Source organism: Kitasatospora sp. NPDC058162, assembly GCF_042884005.1.
GTDB lineage: Bacteria > Actinomycetota > Actinomycetes > Streptomycetales > Streptomycetaceae > Kitasatospora.
In genome coordinates this window covers 97,582-112,734 of record NZ_JBHVUS010000008.1, presented here as the reverse complement: position 1 = coordinate 112,734, position 15,153 = coordinate 97,582, and the positions used below count along the sequence as shown (strand labels likewise).

14 protein-coding genes are annotated in these 15,153 nt (G+C 74.1%); 10 read left to right on the top strand and 4 right to left on the bottom strand.

What is annotated here, in order from left to right; translation table 11 throughout:
- The first annotated feature begins 14 nt into the window (after positions 1-14).
- The 5 genes from ACFVXG_RS18040 to ACFVXG_RS18020 all read left to right on the top strand — a co-directional run bounded on the left by ACFVXG_RS18040 (position 15) and on the right by ACFVXG_RS18020 (position 3,455).
- A complete protein-coding gene (locus tag ACFVXG_RS18040; RefSeq protein WP_387928611.1) occupies positions 15-440 on the top strand; it encodes a DUF2690 domain-containing protein in 426 nt (141 codons plus the stop codon).
- A gap of 129 nt (positions 441-569) precedes the next feature.
- The gene (locus ACFVXG_RS18035) at positions 570-1,457 is read left to right on the top strand and encodes a hypothetical protein (RefSeq protein WP_387928609.1); all 888 of its coding nucleotides are present in this window, start codon (positions 570-572) and stop codon (positions 1,455-1,457) included.
- Positions 1,458-1,535: 78 nt separating this feature from the next.
- Entirely contained in the window at positions 1,536-2,342 is an 807-nt protein-coding gene (locus ACFVXG_RS18030; protein ID WP_387928607.1) for an SDR family NAD(P)-dependent oxidoreductase, read from the top strand.
- Positions 2,339-3,145, top strand: coding sequence for a polysaccharide deacetylase family protein (locus ACFVXG_RS18025; RefSeq protein ID WP_387928605.1), 807 nt, complete (start codon positions 2,339-2,341; stop codon positions 3,143-3,145). The genes ACFVXG_RS18030 and ACFVXG_RS18025 overlap by 4 nt, the downstream gene beginning before the upstream one ends.
- Before the next feature lie 64 nt (positions 3,146-3,209).
- Complete coding sequence (locus tag ACFVXG_RS18020; protein ID WP_387928603.1) at positions 3,210-3,455, top strand: hypothetical protein; 246 nt, start codon at positions 3,210-3,212, stop codon at positions 3,453-3,455.
- Positions 3,456-3,613: 158 nt separating this feature from the next.
- Here ACFVXG_RS18020 and ACFVXG_RS18015 read toward each other — a convergent pair whose 3' ends face one another.
- On the bottom strand, positions 3,614-4,705 hold the full coding sequence (locus ACFVXG_RS18015) for an IS630 family transposase (protein WP_387928598.1): 1,092 nt from the start codon (positions 4,703-4,705) through the stop codon (positions 3,614-3,616).
- Positions 4,706-4,806: 101 nt separating this feature from the next.
- Between ACFVXG_RS18015 and ACFVXG_RS18010 the strand changes: the two genes are divergently transcribed.
- Both ACFVXG_RS18010 and ACFVXG_RS18005 read left to right on the top strand, forming a co-directional pair.
- On the top strand, positions 4,807-6,042 hold the full coding sequence (locus ACFVXG_RS18010; RefSeq protein ID WP_387928596.1) for an IS701 family transposase: 1,236 nt from the start codon (positions 4,807-4,809) through the stop codon (positions 6,040-6,042).
- 265 nt (positions 6,043-6,307) lie between these two features.
- A complete protein-coding gene (locus tag ACFVXG_RS18005) occupies positions 6,308-6,820 on the top strand; it encodes a hypothetical protein (protein WP_387928594.1) in 513 nt (170 codons plus the stop codon).
- 7 nt (positions 6,821-6,827) lie between these two features.
- Here ACFVXG_RS18005 and ACFVXG_RS18000 read toward each other — a convergent pair whose 3' ends face one another.
- From ACFVXG_RS18000 to ACFVXG_RS17990, 3 genes are read right to left on the bottom strand one after another with little or no spacing between them, the layout of a single operon-like run.
- Positions 6,828-7,907: a hypothetical protein gene (locus ACFVXG_RS18000; protein ID WP_387928592.1), complete on the bottom strand. Its 1,080-nt coding sequence runs from the start codon at positions 7,905-7,907 to the stop codon at positions 6,828-6,830.
- Between the two features lie 13 nt (positions 7,908-7,920).
- Positions 7,921-8,862: an NAD-dependent epimerase/dehydratase family protein gene (locus tag ACFVXG_RS17995; protein ID WP_387928590.1), complete on the bottom strand. Its 942-nt coding sequence runs from the start codon at positions 8,860-8,862 to the stop codon at positions 7,921-7,923.
- Positions 8,863-8,885: 23 nt separating this feature from the next.
- On the bottom strand, positions 8,886-10,010 hold the full coding sequence (locus tag ACFVXG_RS17990; RefSeq protein WP_387928588.1) for a DegT/DnrJ/EryC1/StrS family aminotransferase: 1,125 nt from the start codon (positions 10,008-10,010) through the stop codon (positions 8,886-8,888).
- 424 nt (positions 10,011-10,434) lie between these two features.
- Between ACFVXG_RS17990 and ACFVXG_RS17985 the strand changes: the two genes are divergently transcribed.
- The 3 genes from ACFVXG_RS17985 (at position 10,435) to ACFVXG_RS17975 (ending at position 15,048) form a co-directional block, all read left to right on the top strand.
- Positions 10,435-12,642, top strand: a complete 2,208-nt coding sequence (locus ACFVXG_RS17985; RefSeq protein WP_387928586.1) for an MMPL family transporter — start codon at positions 10,435-10,437, stop codon at positions 12,640-12,642.
- A 280-nt stretch (positions 12,643-12,922) separates the two neighbouring features.
- Entirely contained in the window at positions 12,923-14,377 is a 1,455-nt protein-coding gene (locus ACFVXG_RS17980; protein ID WP_387928584.1) for a sensor histidine kinase, read from the top strand.
- On the top strand, positions 14,374-15,048 hold the full coding sequence (locus ACFVXG_RS17975; RefSeq protein ID WP_350502908.1) for a response regulator transcription factor: 675 nt from the start codon (positions 14,374-14,376) through the stop codon (positions 15,046-15,048). Before ACFVXG_RS17980 ends, ACFVXG_RS17975 begins: the two co-directional genes overlap by 4 nt.
- The last annotated feature ends 105 nt before the right edge of the window (positions 15,049-15,153 follow it).

Sequence of the window (15,153 nt, the reverse complement as noted above, 5' to 3'; positions counted from 1 at the left end):
ACTCGGGGACCACCATGAAGCTCTCCCTGCGGAACGCCGTGTCCGCGGCCTCCACCCTGGCGCTCGTCGCATCAGGCCTGCTGTTCGCCTCGGGCTCGGCCTCGGCCGCCACCTCCTGCTACGCCGACACCTGCACGGGCCTCGACCCGGCCAACACCATCTGCCAGAACGACGCGCGGACCGTCGACTACACGGCGCCCGACGGTGACGCGCAGCTGCGCTACAGCCCGACCTGCCGTGCCGCCTGGGCGCGCGCGACCGGCGGCAGCTACGGCGGTACCCAGATCACGATCCGGGTCGAGAACGAGAAGGGCGCTTCGTTCTCCGCCGTGTACAACGGCAACGGCACGATCTACACCCGGATGGTCAACGACAAGGACATCAAGTCCCGGGCCTACTTCCAGTACGACAGGAACTGGGGGTACTCGGGGTGGTACTGATCGGCACGCGGGCCGTCACGGCGGCCCCGCAGGCGCCGGCCTGACGGCCCCGGCCGCCCCACCCGTGCACCCCCGCCGCCCCGGGCCCAGACTGGGTGGTGAACCGATGCCGCCCCGCGAGGGAGACGCATGCTGCTGGGACTCACCACCGCGCTGGTCGCCACCGTCTGCTTCGGGTTCGGGGCGGTGTTCCAGGCGCGCGGGGCGCGGTCGGCGCCGCGCGCGGACCGGGTGCGGGCGGGGCTGCTGGCCGCGCTGCTGCGGTCCTGGCAGTTCATCGTGGGGACGGCGCTGGACATCCTCGGCTTCGTGCTGAGCATCGTCGCCCTGCGCAGCCTGCCGCTGTTCCTGGTGCAGGCCGTCACCAACGCGAGCCTCGCCGTCACCGCCCTGGCCGCCGTCTGGCTGCTGGGCGCGCGGCTGCGCCGGGGGGACGTGGCGGGCATCGTCGCCGTCGTGGTGGGTCTGAGCCTGCTGGCGCTGGGCTCCGGCAAGGAGGGCCGGGAGTACGCCCCGGCGGCCTTCCACTGGGCGCTGCTGGCGACCACCGCCGTGATGCTGCTCGCCACCGTGGTGCTGGTGCGCCGGGAGGGTACGGCGGCCGCGGCCGGTCTGGGCCTGCTGGCGGGCGTCGGTTTCGGGATCACCAGTCTGGCGGTGCGCGTCCTGGACGCGTCCACGCTCACCGCCGTGCTGACCGATCCGGCCGCGTACGCCCTGGCGGTCGGCGGGCTGGGCGGCTACCTGGCGTACGCGCTCGCCCTGCAGCGCGGCACGGTGACGGCGGCGACGGCGGCCGGGACGGTGGCCGAGACCTTCGGCCCGGCCCTGGTGGGGGTGGTGTCGCTGGGCGATACCGCGCGCCCCGGTTTCGCCTGGTGCGCCCTGACGGGCTTCGCGGTCGCGGTGGGCGGCACGTTCCTGCTGTCCCGGTTCGGTGAACTGGAGGGCGAGTCCGCCGAACTGTCGGCCCCGCACCCGGATACCGAGGCCGAGGCGGTCGTTCCGCCCCGGTAGCCCGGACAGCTGCGCCGTGCGAAGGTGACTTGCCGGACAAATCGGACGGCAGAACGCCCACGGACCGGCAGGTGCGCGATGACGGAGGAAGCCGTGACGGCGGAGGAATCCCAGGCCCGACCCCGGCACCCGGGGCCGACCGCCCGCCCCGTCGCGCTGATCACCGGCGCCTCCTCGGGCATCGGCCTGGCCACCGCCACCCGGCTGGCCGACGCAGGCTGGCAGACCCTGCTCTCCGGCACCGACCGGACCCGCCTCGACGCCCTCGCCGAGCGCACCGGCGGTGTCGCCCTGCCCGAGGACCTGAGCAAGCCGGACGGCCCCACCCGCCTGGCCGAGGCGGCGCTCGCCGCCGCCGGCCGGGTGGACGTCCTGGTCTCCAGCGCCGGCCTCGGCTGGCGCGGCCCGTTCGCCGACACCCCGTCCGACACCCTCGACCGGATGATCGAGGTCAACCTGGCCGCCCCGCTGCGCCTGATCCGCCTGCTGCTGCCCGGGATGCTGGAGCGCCGGCACGGCCGGATCGTGCTGCTCGGCTCGATGGCGGGCCAGGTCGGGGTGCGCGACGAGTCCGGCTACTCGGCCACCAAGGGCGGGCTGACGATGTTCGCCGAGAGCCTCTGGTACGAGCTGCGCGGCACCGGGGTCGGCGTCCGGCTCGTTCTGCCCGGCGCCGTGGACACCCCGTTCTTCGACCGCCGCGGCACCCCGTACCAGCGCGAACGCCCGCGCCCGGTTTCGGCGGAGCGGGTCGCGGACATCGTGGTCGCAGGTATCACCACCGAGCGGGACCGCCTCTACGTCCCGCACTGGCTCGGCTTCCCGGCCCGGATCCACGGGGTCGCGCCCGGCGTGTTCCGCCGGATGGCCGCCCGCTTCGGGTGAGCCCCCAGGGCCCCCAGGACCCCCGGGCCTCCCGGGTCGTCCAGGCCTCGCGGGCACCCCGGGCCTCCCGGGCGGGCACGGCCCTCGCCCTCGCGGCGGGCCTGCAGTTCCTGCACCTGGCCCCGGCCGCGGTCCGCCTCCCGCCGGTGCGCCGCACCCTGGCCCGCCGCACCGCCGGGTACGGCACCGCCCCGGGCCACCTCGCCCTCACCTTCGACGACGGCCCCGACCCGCGCAGCACCCCGTACGTCCTCGACGCCCTCGACGAACTCGGCGCCCGGGCCACCTTCTTCCTGCTCGGCGCGATGCTGGAACGCGCCCCGGCCCTCGGCCGCGAACTGGTGCTGCGCGGCCACGAGGTGGCCGTGCACGGCTGGCACCACCGGCAGCAGTGGTACCCCGCCCCGGCCCGCGACCTGCGCGAACTGCGCCGCGCCACCGGGGCGGTGGCCGAACTGTGCGGCGCCCGACCGCTCTGGTACCGCCCGCCGTACGGCGTGCTGACGGCCGGTCCGGCGCTGGCCGCCCGCCGGCTGGGCCTGCGCAGCGTGCTGTGGACGGCCTGGGGGCGGGACTGGACGGCCGAGGCCACCGGCGAGTCGGTCTTCGCGACCGCCCGCCCCGGCCTCACCGCCGGCGCCACCCTCCTGCTGCACGACTCCGACTGCACCTCCGCCCCGGACTCCTGGCGCGCCACCCTGGCCGCGCTCCCGCTGATCGCCGCCCACTGCCGCGCCCACGCCCTCACCCTCGGCCCGCTGCGCGACCACGCGGTTCCGCCCCTTGCCCGCGGCGCACGGTAGTTGGGACGATCGGCGGGTCGCGCCCACCACCGGGGCGGGCGCGCCGACAACGGGGGAGCTACCCATGCCCGACTGGACAGGCGGACTGGCCCACGCGATCGCGGCCGCCGGCATCGTCACGGCCGCCCTGAGCGGAGCGGCCGCGACCGACGGCGCCCCGGGCCCGGCGGCCCACGCGTCCGTGAACGCCACGGACGGCCCGAAGTACTTCACCACCACCGCCCGGAGCGAGGTCCTCGGGACCGGCCCGAGCTACTTCTCCGTCACCGCCGCCCAGGACACCCAGGGCCCGACCTACTTCCCGAGCTAGGGCGTGTCTGACAATTCCCGCCGGGCGCGCGACGCCGGGGCACGCACCTCGCCGCGTTGTCGTCAGTCGCCGATGCTCCGCATGGACTCCCTCCTCCGCCTTGCGATGCACGCACCCCAACGCCGCCCGCTGATCCGACGGGAATTGTCAGACACGCCCTAGTGACCTGAGTCAGAGATTCGGCGGCAGTAGCTGGCGACCTTGTCGAGGATCTCGTCGGCGGTCTTGGTCCAGATGAACGGGCGGGGGTTGTCGTTCCAGTCGGCGAGCCAGCTGCGGATGTCGCGTTCGAGGGCCTGGACCGAGCGGTGGACTCCGCGCCGGAGTTTCTTGGCGGTCAGCTCGGCGAACCAGCGCTCGACCAGGTTGAGCCAGGACGAACCGGTCGGGGTGAAGTGCAGGTGGAAGCGTGGGTGGGCGACCAGCCAGGCCTTGATCGCCGGGACCTTGTGCGTGATGTAGTTGTCGAGGATCAGATGCACGTCCAGGTCGGCCGGCACTTGCTGATCGAGCTTGGCCAGGAACTTCTTGAACTCGGCCGTGCGGTGTCGGCGGTGGAGTGAGCCGATGACCTTGCCGGTCGCGGTGTCGAGCGCGGCGAAGAGCGTGGTGGTACCCGAGCGGACGTAGTCGTGGCTGCGGCGCTCGGGTACCCCGGGCATCATCGGCAGCACCGGCTGGGAGCGGTCCAGAGCCTGGATCTGCGACTTCTCGTCCACGCACAGCACCAAGGCCCGCTCGGGCGGGTCGAGATAGAGACCGACCACGTCGCGGACCTTGTCGATGAACAGCGGGTCGGTGCTGAGCTTGAACGTCTCGGCGCGGTGCGGTGCCAGGGCGAACGCCCGCCAGATCCGCGAGATCGCAGACTGCGACATTCCGGTGGCCGCGGCCATCGACCGGGTCGACCAGTGCGTGGCGTTCTTCGGCTTCTCCTCCAGGGTCTTGACGATGACCTGCTCGACGTCCGCGTCGGTGATTTTCCGGGGCACGCCGGTGCGGGGCTCGTCGCCCAGGCCGTCCAGGCCCCGCTCGATGAAGCGCCGGCGCCAGGTACGGACCGTGTCCGGCGCGACGGCCAGCCGCCGGGACACCTCCATGATCGAGTGGCCCTCGGAGCACTCCAGGACGATCCGCGACCGCAACGCCAGCGCCTGCGAGGTCGAGCGACGACGCACCCAGGACTGCAGCACCTCCCGCTGAGCATCGGTGACCGACAACGGCGGAATCTTCGGACCGGGACGACTCATGCCCAACTAACGCCGAATCTCTGACTCAGGTCACTAGTAGTGCTTTGTTACGTGTTGCGCGGGGTCTGGGCAGGTTGGCGGTTCGGCGGTTCGCTGTCGGTGTGACTCCGGACGAACTGGCACTGTTACGTGATGAGTTGGAGGCGTTCGCGGCGGAGCTCTTCGCTCCGTTGCGGCGTGCGGACCAGCGGGACAAGGGCCTGGGCTATCTGCGTGGTCTGCTGCTGGACGGACGGCGCAAGTCGATGCAGCCGATGGCCGAGCGCCTCGGGATCGACCACCAGCGCCTGCAGCAGTTCATCACCGCCTCGACCTGGCCGGTCGAGGCGGTGCGGGCTCGGATCGCCCGCCGGGCGGTGGAATCGCTGGCACCGGCCGCCTGGGTGGTCGACGACACCGGGTTCCCGAAGGACGGCACCGCCTCGCCCGGGGTCGCCCGCCAGTACTCCGGGACGCTCGGCAAGGTCGGCAACTGCCAGGTCGGGGTGAGCGTCCACGCGGTCACCGACCAGGCGTCCTGCCCGCTCGACTGGCGTCTGTTCCTGCCCGCCGCCTGGGACCCGGAGCATGCCGCGGATGAGGCCGCCGCCGCCCGCGCCGGGCGGCGGCGGGCCCACTGCCGCGTCCCCGACAGTGAGGTCCACCGCCCGAAATGGCGCCTCGCGCTGGAGATGCTCGACGAGCTCGCCACCTGGCACCTCACCGCGCCGGTCGTGGTCGCGGACGCCGGCTACGGCGACAACGCCCACTTCCGCAACGCGCTCGACGAGCGCGGCCTGCGGTGGATCGTGCAGGTCAAGGGCCTGGCAACCGCCCACCCGCTGGACGCGGTCCCCCACCAGCCGCCCTACGGCGGACTCGGCCCCCGCCCCAAGCCCCGCTACCGCACCCGCCCGATCCCGCTGGCCGAGCACGTGCGGGCCGCCGGCCGAGCGGCGGCCCGCACGATCACCTGGCGACACGGGTCCCGCGACCGCCCGACCGGCGACTTCGTCGTCCTGCGGGTCCGGCTGGCCGGACGCCGGCCCCGGCCCGCGGAGAACGGCACCATTGCCGCATGCTGGCTGCTGGCCCAGTGGCCCGCCCACCTGGCCGAGCCGTCCCACTACTGGGTGTCCAACCTGCCCGCCGACACACCCGTCGAGGACCTGGTTCGCCTGGCCAAGATCCGCTGGCGGATCGAGCACGACTACCGCGAGCTGAAGACCGCCCTGGGCCTCGACCACTTCGAGGGCCGTTCCTGGACCGGCTGGCACCGCCACGTCACCCTCGTCACCGCCGCCCACCTCTTCGTCACCCTCGCCCGGAGCCGCCCAAAAGTGCCTGCTCGGGCATGACCCTCTACCAGGCGGTCAGAGCCCTCCAACACCTCCTGGCCACCTGGAACGGCACATGCCCGACCTGCCAGCGACCACTGCCCAGACCAAGATCAGCCCCGACCTAACAAAGCACTACTAGGGTCCGCGTCGGGAAGCTCCTGGACCAGGGCCTTGCCGAGGCTTTACCCTCCCTTGAAGTCGTCCGGCCGCGCTGTGGTGCGGCCGGCAATTCTGGCTGGGGGTCGAGGAGTTGTCGAAGCATGCCGGTATCCGCGTCAGGCGGATGGCCCTGGCGTCCGCGCTGCCGGTCGCGGCCGCAGGAGCGCTCGTCACGGGCTGCTCGGCGGCCGACGGCGGCGACCGTCCCGCCGCGGCGGCCCCGACCCCGCCCCAACTGCGTTCGGACGCCGAGCCGTTGCAGCGCCGCTTCCCGGAGCTCGGCCCGCTGTCCGGGGCGACGTGGGTCGGCGCGGTGCTGGGCGGTGCGGCCGGTGACTCCCGGATCGCGGTACCGGCCCCGAGCGATGTGAGGGTGGACGGCTTCGCCGGGATCGGGCCCGCCACCCTCGCCTCGATCACCGGGAGCGGGACGTGGCAGCCGGGGCCGCTCGGCTGCCCGGGCGTCCCGGACGTGCTGGCACGGGAGTTGGGCGACGGTCGGCAGGCGACCTGGCTGCACAGCGAGGGCTACGACCGCTCGGTCACCCGCAACCGGTACCCCGGGGAGTTCTACTTCGACCGGGAGCACAGCCGGGTCTTCTTCTGCACGGTGAACCCCGAGGTGCACAGCAGTTGAGGGCCGCTCAGCCCAGCCCCACCCGCTCCAGCGCCGCCCCGAACCCCCGCTGCCAGGCGTCCGGGGTGGCGCCGGGCGACGGCTCGGGTTCCGGCCGGGCCAGCGCCGCGAGCGCGTTGCGGACCACCTCGGCCGGGCGGGCGGTGGCCACGTCGGCGTGGCCGAGCTCCAGCTCGTGCTGGAGGTTGTCCCGCCCGTGGCCCTGGACGACGTCGAGCAGCAGCAGCCGTCGCCCGAGGGCCCGGGCCTCGCTGCAGGTGTCGCCGGAGCTGGTGACGACCAGGTCGGCGGCGGCCATCAGGGCCGGGATCCGGTCGGTGTAGCCGAAGGCGTGCAGGCGCGGCTCCCGGCGGGCGGCCGCCCGCAGCCGCTGTTCGAGTTCCCGGTTGCGCCCGGCCACGGCGAGCACGTGCGGCCCGGCGGCGGCCAGCGAGGTGGCGGTGCGGGCGATCGGCCCGAGCCCCCAGGAGCCGGACATCAGCAGCACGCACCCGGCGTCCGCCGGCACGCCGAGTGCGGCGCGCGCCTCGGCCCGGCCGGGCGGCCGGTAGAACGGCTGCCGCAGCGGGGCGGGCAGCACGGCGACCTCGGCGTCCGGCCGGTAGCGGCGCACGGCGCAGGCGGCGACCTCGGAGGTGACCAGGAACAGGTCGGTGCCCTCCTGCACCCAGAGCCGGTGCGGCGTGACGTCGGTGCAGAACACGAAGTGCCGGAAGTCCCGCCCCGGCAGCCGGTTGATCGCCGAGGTGGCGGTGGCGAACACCGAGACCACCAACTGCGGCTTCTGCGCCCCGACCAGTTCGCGGAGCGCCGGGACGAGCCGGCTGCGCGCGGCCGCGTCGGCGAGCAGCGCGAGCCGGGCGCCGGGGCGCAGCGCCGAGAAGTGGAAGGCGTCGTAGACCCCGGGCAGGTCGAGCAGCCGCCGGAAGACGGCTTCCCCGGCGGCGCCCGAGCGCTGCCCGAGCAGGGCCATGGCGTCCACGGTGCTGGTGCTCCAGCCGCGTTCCCGCAGGGTGTCGGCGCAGGCCCGGGCCATCACGTCGTGGCCCTGGCCGAGCGAGCCGGAGACCAGCAGGGCGTGCGGCATCGGGCGGCCCCGGTCAGCCGGTGGCAGGCGCGGCGGCGGCCCGGTACCAGTCGGCGTAGCGGTGCACGCCGTCGGCGAAGTTGGTCCTCGGCGACCAGCCGAGCAGCCGCTTGGCCTGGGCGGAGGAGATCCGCCGCCCGGTGTAGTCGGCCTTGCGCCCGTCGATGTGCTCGATGGTGACCGGCCCCAGCAGCCGGTCGACGGTGTCGGCGATGTCGCGCACCGAGACGGCGGTGGAGCCCTCGAGGGCGAAGGTCTGGTCCTCGGCGGCCGGGGAGAGGGCCCGGACGTGGGCGTCGGCGAGGTCCTCGACGTAGACGAAGTTGCGGCTCTGCAGCCCGTCCCCGGCGATGGTGATCGGCCGTCCGTCCAGCGCGGCCTGGACGAACCGGGCGACGACCAGTTCGTCGCGCATCCGCGGACCGTAGGGGATGCCGTAGCGCAGGATGGTGAAGTGCTGCCCGTACAGCTCGCGGTAGCTGTGCACGAGCATCTCGGCGGCGAGTTTGGTGGCCACGTACAGGTGTCCGCTGTGTTCCAGCTCGATCGGTACGTGTTCGTCCAACTCCTGTTCCCCGCCGTCGAGTTGATCGTCGGTGAGGGCGGCGCCGTAGACCCAGACGGTGCTCGCCAGGACGGTGCGGCTCAGTCCGCTGCGCCGGGCGGCCTCCAGGACGGCCTCGGTGCCGTCGATGTTGGTCCGCACCGCCCGGACGGGGTCGGCGGAGACCTGCTCGACGTCGGCCATCGCGGCCAGGTGGTAGACGACCTCGCTGCCGGCCAGCGCGGAGGTGAGCGCGGGCAGGTCGAGGACGTCGATCCGGGCGTGTTCGGCGTCGGGGTTGAGGTACTTGTCGGTGGTGTCCACGGCGAGGACCTCGTGGCCGGCCGCGATCAGGTGGTCCACGACGTGTGAGCCGATGAACCCGCAGCCCCCGGTGACGGCTATCCGCACGGTCTTGCTCCCTTCGCTCCGGGTTACCCGGCCATCCGCCGGTGCACGGTCGAGACGGCCTCGATGACCAGCTCCGTCTCGTCCTCGGTCATGTCGGAGTGCACCGGCAGGCAGACCTGCCGGGCACAGACGTCCTCGGCCACCGGCAGCGGTCCGCCCCGGTAGGGGGCGAGGACCGGCTGCAGGTGCAGCGGCAGGTCGTAGACCTCGCCGGACATCCGCACCCCGTACTCCTCGGCCACCGCCTTCTTGAAGGCGGCGCGGTCGACGCCGGGCGCGAGCAGCGCCACGTACTTGTAGTAGTTGCCGCGGCTGCCGGGCGGTTCGAGCACCGGGCGCAGCCCGTCGACGCCGGCCAGCGCCGCGTCGTAGCGGCGGGCGACGGCCCGGCGGGTCTCGATGAACTCCTTGAGCCGGCGCAGGTGCACCGCGCCGACGGCGGCGTGCAGCTCGCTCATCCGCCAGGAGTAGCCGAGCCGGACGTGGTGGTTGGTGCCGAAGGAGCCCTTGCCCTGGTCGCGGTAGATCCGGGCCTCGTCGCGCAGCTCGGGCGACTCGGTGAGGATCATGCCGCCCTCGCCGCTGGTGGTGACCTTGGTCGGGTAGAAGGAGAAGGCCCCGGCCAGGCCGAAGGTCCCGGCGGCGCGTCCGCCCCGGCTGCTGCCGTGGGCGTGCGCGGCGTCCTCGACCAGCGGGATGCCGCGCCGGTCGCAGAGCTCGCGCAGGGCGTCCACGTGCGGGGTGACGAGTCCGCCGATGTGGACGAGTACGACGGCCGCGGTATCCGGGGTGAGGGCGGCGGCCAGGGTCTCGGGGGAGAGCGCCAGGGTGTCCGGGTCGACGTCGGCGAACACCGGGCGGCCGCCCGCGTGCACCACGGCGCCGGCCGTGGCGTAGAAGGTGACGGCGGGGACGACCACGTCGCGGCCGCGGACGTCGACGGCGCGCAGGACGATCTCCAGGGCCGCCGTGCCGCTGCTCACCGCGACGGCGTGCGAGGCGCCGTGCTCGGCGGCGAAGGCCTGCTCGAAGCGCTCGGTCCACGGCCCGAGGGTCAGGGCACCGGTGGTGAGCATCTCGGTCACGGCGTCGGCGACGGCCGCGCGGTCGTTCTCGTCGAACACGATGCGGGCGGCTGGCACGCCCATGGGGCACCTCCGGCGGCGGGCTGGGATCAGCACCGATCGGGACGGGTCGGCCCGAACCGGTACGAAACGGTCGGGCCAGTGGCCCATCACGCTACTGGGCCGGGGCGGCCGCGGCTCGTCGTCACCGGCCGGCCGGGTGACCCGGGGCTGCTCCCGCCGCAGGCCACGGGGGTGCTCCCGGCTGCTCCCGCCGCAGGCCACGGGGGTGTTCCCGGCTGCTCCCGGTGGAGGGCGTGCGCTCCTCCGTACGGGGGAGGGCCGTACTGCGTCCGCAGTACGCAAACGGCCTGCGCAGAGACGACGACGGAGCAGGGGTCGGCGATCAAGGATTGGTCATGCTGCGAGCGGACCGCCTCCGGGCCGCCGCTCCCGCACCCGTCCCCGCCTCCGCACCTGTTTCCGAATCGAAGGAGTCCGTTCTCCCGTGGCAACGTTCCTGTACCGCCTGGGCCGCTGGGCCTTCGCACGGCGCCGGCTGGTGGCCCTGCTCTGGGTCGCCGTGCTGGCGGTCGGCGGGGTCCTGGCGGCCAAGGCGCCCGCCGCACCCGACGACGGCTTCTCGATGCCCGGTACGGAGGCGCAGAAGGCCTTCGACCTGATGAACGAGCGCTTCCCCGGCGGCCACGCCGACGGCGCCTCGGCCCGCCTGGTGTTCGTCGCGCCCTCCGGGCAGAAGATCACCGCCGCGCCGAACCAGCAGACCGTGGAGAAGACGGTCGCCGAGCTCGCCCACGGCGAGCAGGTCACCAGCGCGGTGGACCCGTTCAAGATGCCGGGCGCCGTCTCCAAGGACGGCACGACGGCGTACGCCACCGTCAGCTACTCCGCCAAGGCGGGCGAGGTCTCCAAGACCGCCACCGACGCCCTCCAGCAGGCCGCCCAGCACGGCCGGGACGCCGGGCTCAAGGTCGAGATCGGCGGCAACGCGCTGATGGCCAAGCCCGACGCGGGCGGCAGCAGCGAGGCGATCGGCATGGCGCTGTCCGCCGTCGTCCTGGTGATCACCTTCGGCTCGCTGGTCGCCGCCGGCCTGCCGCTGCTCACCGCCGTGATCGGCGTCGGCCTCGGCATGTCGCTGATCACCGCGCTCGGCAGCACGCTCGGCCTCTCCTCGACCACCGGCACGCTCGCCATGATGCTCGGCCTCGCGGTCGGCATCGACTACGCGCTGTTCATCGTCTCCCGCTACCGGGCCGAGCTCGCCGAGGGCCGCACCCAGCAGGAGGCGGCCGGCCGGGCCATCGGCACCGCCGGCTCCGCGGTGGTCTTCGCCGGCCTGACCGTGGTGATCGCCCTGGCCGGGCTCTCCGTGGTCGGCATTCCGATGCTCGCCAAGATGGGCATGGCCGCCGCCGGGACGGTCGTCATCGCCGTGCTGGTCGCGCTCACCCTGGTGCCCGCCCTGCTGGGCTTCATCGGCCGCCGCGCGCTGCCCCGCAAGGTCCGCAAGGCCCAGGGCGGGGCGCAGCCGACGGGTGCGAAGGAGAACGGCGGCTCCCGCTGGGCCCGGTTCATCGTGCGCCGCCCGCTCGCGGTGCTGCTGCTCGGCGTGGTCGGCCTCGGCGTGCTCGCCGCCCCCGCGCTCGACCTGCGGCTCGGCCTGCCGGGTGACGAGGCCAAGCCGACCTCCACCACCCAGCGCCGCGCCTACGACCTGCTCTCCGAGGGCTTCGGCCCCGGCTTCAACGGCCCGCTGACCGTCCTGGTGGACGTCAAGGGCACGGCGGACCCGAAGGCCGCCGCGGGCGAGGTCGCCAAGAGCGTCTCGGCCGTGCCGGGCGTGGTCACGGTGACGCCGCCGATGTTCAACAAGGCGGGGGACACGGCCCTGCTCAACGCCATCCCGGCCACCGGCCCGGCCGAGACCGCGACCAAGGACCTGGTGCACACCATCCGCGGTCAGGCGGCCGGACTCAAGGCCTCCACCGGGGCGACGGTGCTGGTCAGCGGCACGACGGCGATGAACATCGACGTCTCGCAGAAGCTCAGCGACGCGATGCTGCCCTACCTCGCCGTGGTCGTCGGCCTGGCCGTCCTGCTGCTGCTGGTGGTCTTCCGCTCCGTCCTCGTCCCGCTCAAGGCGGCGCTCGGCTTCCTGCTCTCGGTGGCCGCCGCGCTCGGCGCCGTCGTCGCGGTCTTCCAGTGGGGCTGGCTGGCCGACCTGATCGGCGTGGAGCAGACCGGCCCGGTGATGAGCATGATGCCGATCTTCATGATCGGCGTGGTCTTCGGCCTCGCCATGGACTACGAGGTGTTCCTGGTCACCCGGATCCGTGAGGCCTTCGTCCACGGCGAGCAGCCGGGCGAGGCCATCGTCACCGGCTTCCGGCACAACGCCCGGGTGGTCACCGCGGCCGCCTTCATCATGATCGCCGTCTTCTCGGGCTTCATCGGGATGAGCGAACCGATGATCAAGATGATGGGCCTGGGCCTCGCGGCCGCCGTCGCCTTCGACGCCTTCGTGGTGCGGATGACGATCGTCCCGGCCGTGCTCGCCCTGCTCGGCCGCCGCGCCTGGTGGCTGCCGCGCTGGCTCGACCGGCTGATACCGGACGTCGACGTCGAGGGCAGCAAGCTGCACACCGCGGCGGCCCCCGAACCGGCCCCGGCCAAGGAGTCGGTCACCGTCTAGGCCCAGCGCCACCCGACACCACCCGGCTCGGGCACCCCGGCCCGGGCCGGGCCCGGCGCCACCCGGACCAGGCCACCCACCAGGGCGGCCCGGTCCGGGTCCGGCACCGGTCGGCTCGGACACCGGTTCGAGCCCCACCCGTTACCGTTGCTGTCAGGGCCGCCGCCCGCGCGCAGGCCCCGACCCGGTACGCCGCACCCCATCGGGGGCGCGACGCGACACCGACTGGCAGAACCCGGCGAGGGTGCCGCCAGGGCACCCCGACCCGGAGAACAGGACGATGAGCGACACCTGGCAGCGCCTGCGCCGTGACCACCCCCGGGCGTTCGACATCGCCGGCGGCACGGCCCTGATCGGGGTCACCGCCCTCGGCGCCACGGTCGACCAGACCAGTGGGCGCTTCGCCCCGGTCGACCCGGCCACCGGTCTGCTCGCCCTGATCGCCGCCGTCGCCGTGTTCTTCCACCGCCGCTACCCGCGCGCCGTGACCGCCGTCACGCTGGTCTGCACCATGGTGCTGACCTGGACCAGCCCCCGGCTCACCCCGATGCTGGCCACCCCGCTGCTGCTCGCCCTCTACTTCCTCGCCACCCGCACCGACCGCGCCACCGCGCTGCGCGCCTCGATCGGCACCGCCGTCCTGCTCACCGGGATGACGCTGGTCTTCGGCCCCGGCGGCCCGATCGGCGAGCGGATCGGCGTCCTCGCCTGGGCCCTGCTGCCCGGCGCCCTCGGCGACTCCATCCGCAACCGCCGCGCCCACCTCGCCGCCATCGAGGAACGCGCCGAGCGCGCCGAGCGCACCCGCGAGGAGGAGGCCCGCCGCCGGGTCGCCGACGAGCGGATCCGGATCGCCCGCGACCTCCACGACGTCGTCGCCCACCACATCGCCCTCGCCAACGCCCAGGCCGGCATCGCCGTCCACCTCATGGACAGCCACCCGGTGCAGGCCCGCGAGGTGCTCAGCCACATCACCGACGCCACCGGCTCCGCCCTCCAGGAGCTGCGCGCTACCGTCGGTCTGCTGCGCCGCGCGGAGGAGCCCGCCCCGCTCGAACCCGCCCCCGGCCTCGACCGGCTGCCCGAGCTGATCAACGCCTTCGAACGGGCCGGCCTGCCGGTGCGGCTCGCCGTCGAGGGGGAGGCCCGGCCGCTGTCGCCCGGCGTCGACCTCACCGCCTTCCGGATCGTCCAGGAGTCGCTGACCAACGTCGCCAAGCACGCCCACGGCGCCGACGCCGAGGTCACCCTCTCCTACAGCGGCAGCCGGGTCGCCGTCAGCGTCGCCAACGGCCGCCCGACCAGCCCCGGCCGCCCCCGCACCGCCCTGCTGCCGCCGCCCGCCCCGGGCGAGAGCGGCTTCGGCCTGATCGGCATGCGCGAACGCGCCGGCGCCGTCGGCGGCCGCCTCACCGCGGACCGTAGCTCCGACGGCGGCTTCCTGGTCACCGCCGAACTCCCGCTGCGCACCGGCGCCCGGGAGGACATCACCTCCCGGGAGGATGGCACCGCCCACCCCTCCGGCCCGGACCGCGCGGCCGACGGCACCCGCGCGGCCGACGACACCCGCGCGGGCGCTGCGGCCCGCCTCGACCTCGCCACCCGCTGGAGCTGTGCCGCCCGCTCCGGCACCCCCCTCGCGACCGCCGACACCGCCGACGCCGGTGCCCCCGGCTCCCCGGCCCACTCCGCCCGACAAGATCGCGCCATCCGGAAGGACAAGGACTACGCATGACCATCCGCGTGCTGCTCGCCGACGACCAGGCCCTGCTGCGCGGCGCCTTCCGCATGCTGATCGACGCGGAGGAGGACATGGAGGTGGTCGGCGAGGCCGCCGACGGCCGGGAGGCGGTGGCACTCGCCCGCGCCACCAAGCCCGACATCGTGCTGATGGACATCCGGATGCCCGGCGCCGACGGCCTCGGCGCCACCGCCGAGATCTGCGCCGACGAGGAGCTGTCCGGCACCCGGGTGCTCATCCTCACCACCTTCGAGATCGACGAGTACGTGGCCCAGGCGCTGCGCGCGGGCGCGGGGGGCTTCCTCGGCAAGGGCGCCGACCCGAAGGAACTGCTGGCCGCCGTCCGCACCGTCGCGGCCGGCGACGCCCTGCTCTCGCCCGCCGCCACCCGCGCCGTGATCGAGCAGCTCCTCGCCCAGCCCGATCCGGCCGCCGCCGCGCCCGCCGAGCGGCTCGCCGTCCTCACCGCCCGCGAGCGCGAGGTGATGTCGATGGCCGCCACCGGGCTCACCAACGAGGAGATCGCCGAGCGGATGTTCGTTAGCCCGTTCACCGTCCGTACCCATGTGCACCGGGCGATGTCCAAGTTGGACGCCCGGGACCGGGCCCAGCTGGTCGCGATCGCCTACCAGTCCGGGCTGGTCCCGCCCGGCCGCCCGTCCTGACGGCCCATCGGGCCGCGAACCGGCCCACCGGGCCGCGGTGTCAGAGCTGAGAGGGCGTCAAAAGTCCGCCCCGGAATGCGTTCAAGATCCGGTCCTGGCCGAAAA

What these genes read in the sequence shown, in the direction of transcription:
- ACFVXG_RS18040 (WP_387928611.1), top strand. Translation starts at nt 15, where the DNA reads ATGAAGCTCTCCCTGCGGAACGCCGTGTCCGCGGCCTCCACCCTGGCG.
- ACFVXG_RS17975 (WP_350502908.1), top strand. Translation starts at nt 14,374, where the DNA reads ATGACCATCCGCGTGCTGCTCGCCGACGACCAGGCCCTGCTGCGCGGC.
- ACFVXG_RS18015 (WP_387928598.1), bottom strand. Translation starts at nt 4,705, where the DNA reads ATGAGTCGTCCCGGTCCGAAGATTCCGCCGTTGTCGGTCACCGATGCT.
- ACFVXG_RS18035 (WP_387928609.1), top strand. Translation starts at nt 570, where the DNA reads ATGCTGCTGGGACTCACCACCGCGCTGGTCGCCACCGTCTGCTTCGGG.
- ACFVXG_RS17980 (WP_387928584.1), top strand. Translation starts at nt 12,923, where the DNA reads ATGAGCGACACCTGGCAGCGCCTGCGCCGTGACCACCCCCGGGCGTTC.
- ACFVXG_RS18030 (WP_387928607.1), top strand. Translation starts at nt 1,536, where the DNA reads ATGACGGAGGAAGCCGTGACGGCGGAGGAATCCCAGGCCCGACCCCGG.
- ACFVXG_RS17990 (WP_387928588.1), bottom strand. Translation starts at nt 10,010, where the DNA reads ATGGGCGTGCCAGCCGCCCGCATCGTGTTCGACGAGAACGACCGCGCG.
- ACFVXG_RS18020 (WP_387928603.1), top strand. Translation starts at nt 3,210, where the DNA reads ATGCCCGACTGGACAGGCGGACTGGCCCACGCGATCGCGGCCGCCGGC.
- ACFVXG_RS18000 (WP_387928592.1), bottom strand. Translation starts at nt 7,907, where the DNA reads ATGCCGCACGCCCTGCTGGTCTCCGGCTCGCTCGGCCAGGGCCACGAC.
- ACFVXG_RS18005 (WP_387928594.1), top strand. Translation starts at nt 6,308, where the DNA reads ATGGCCCTGGCGTCCGCGCTGCCGGTCGCGGCCGCAGGAGCGCTCGTC.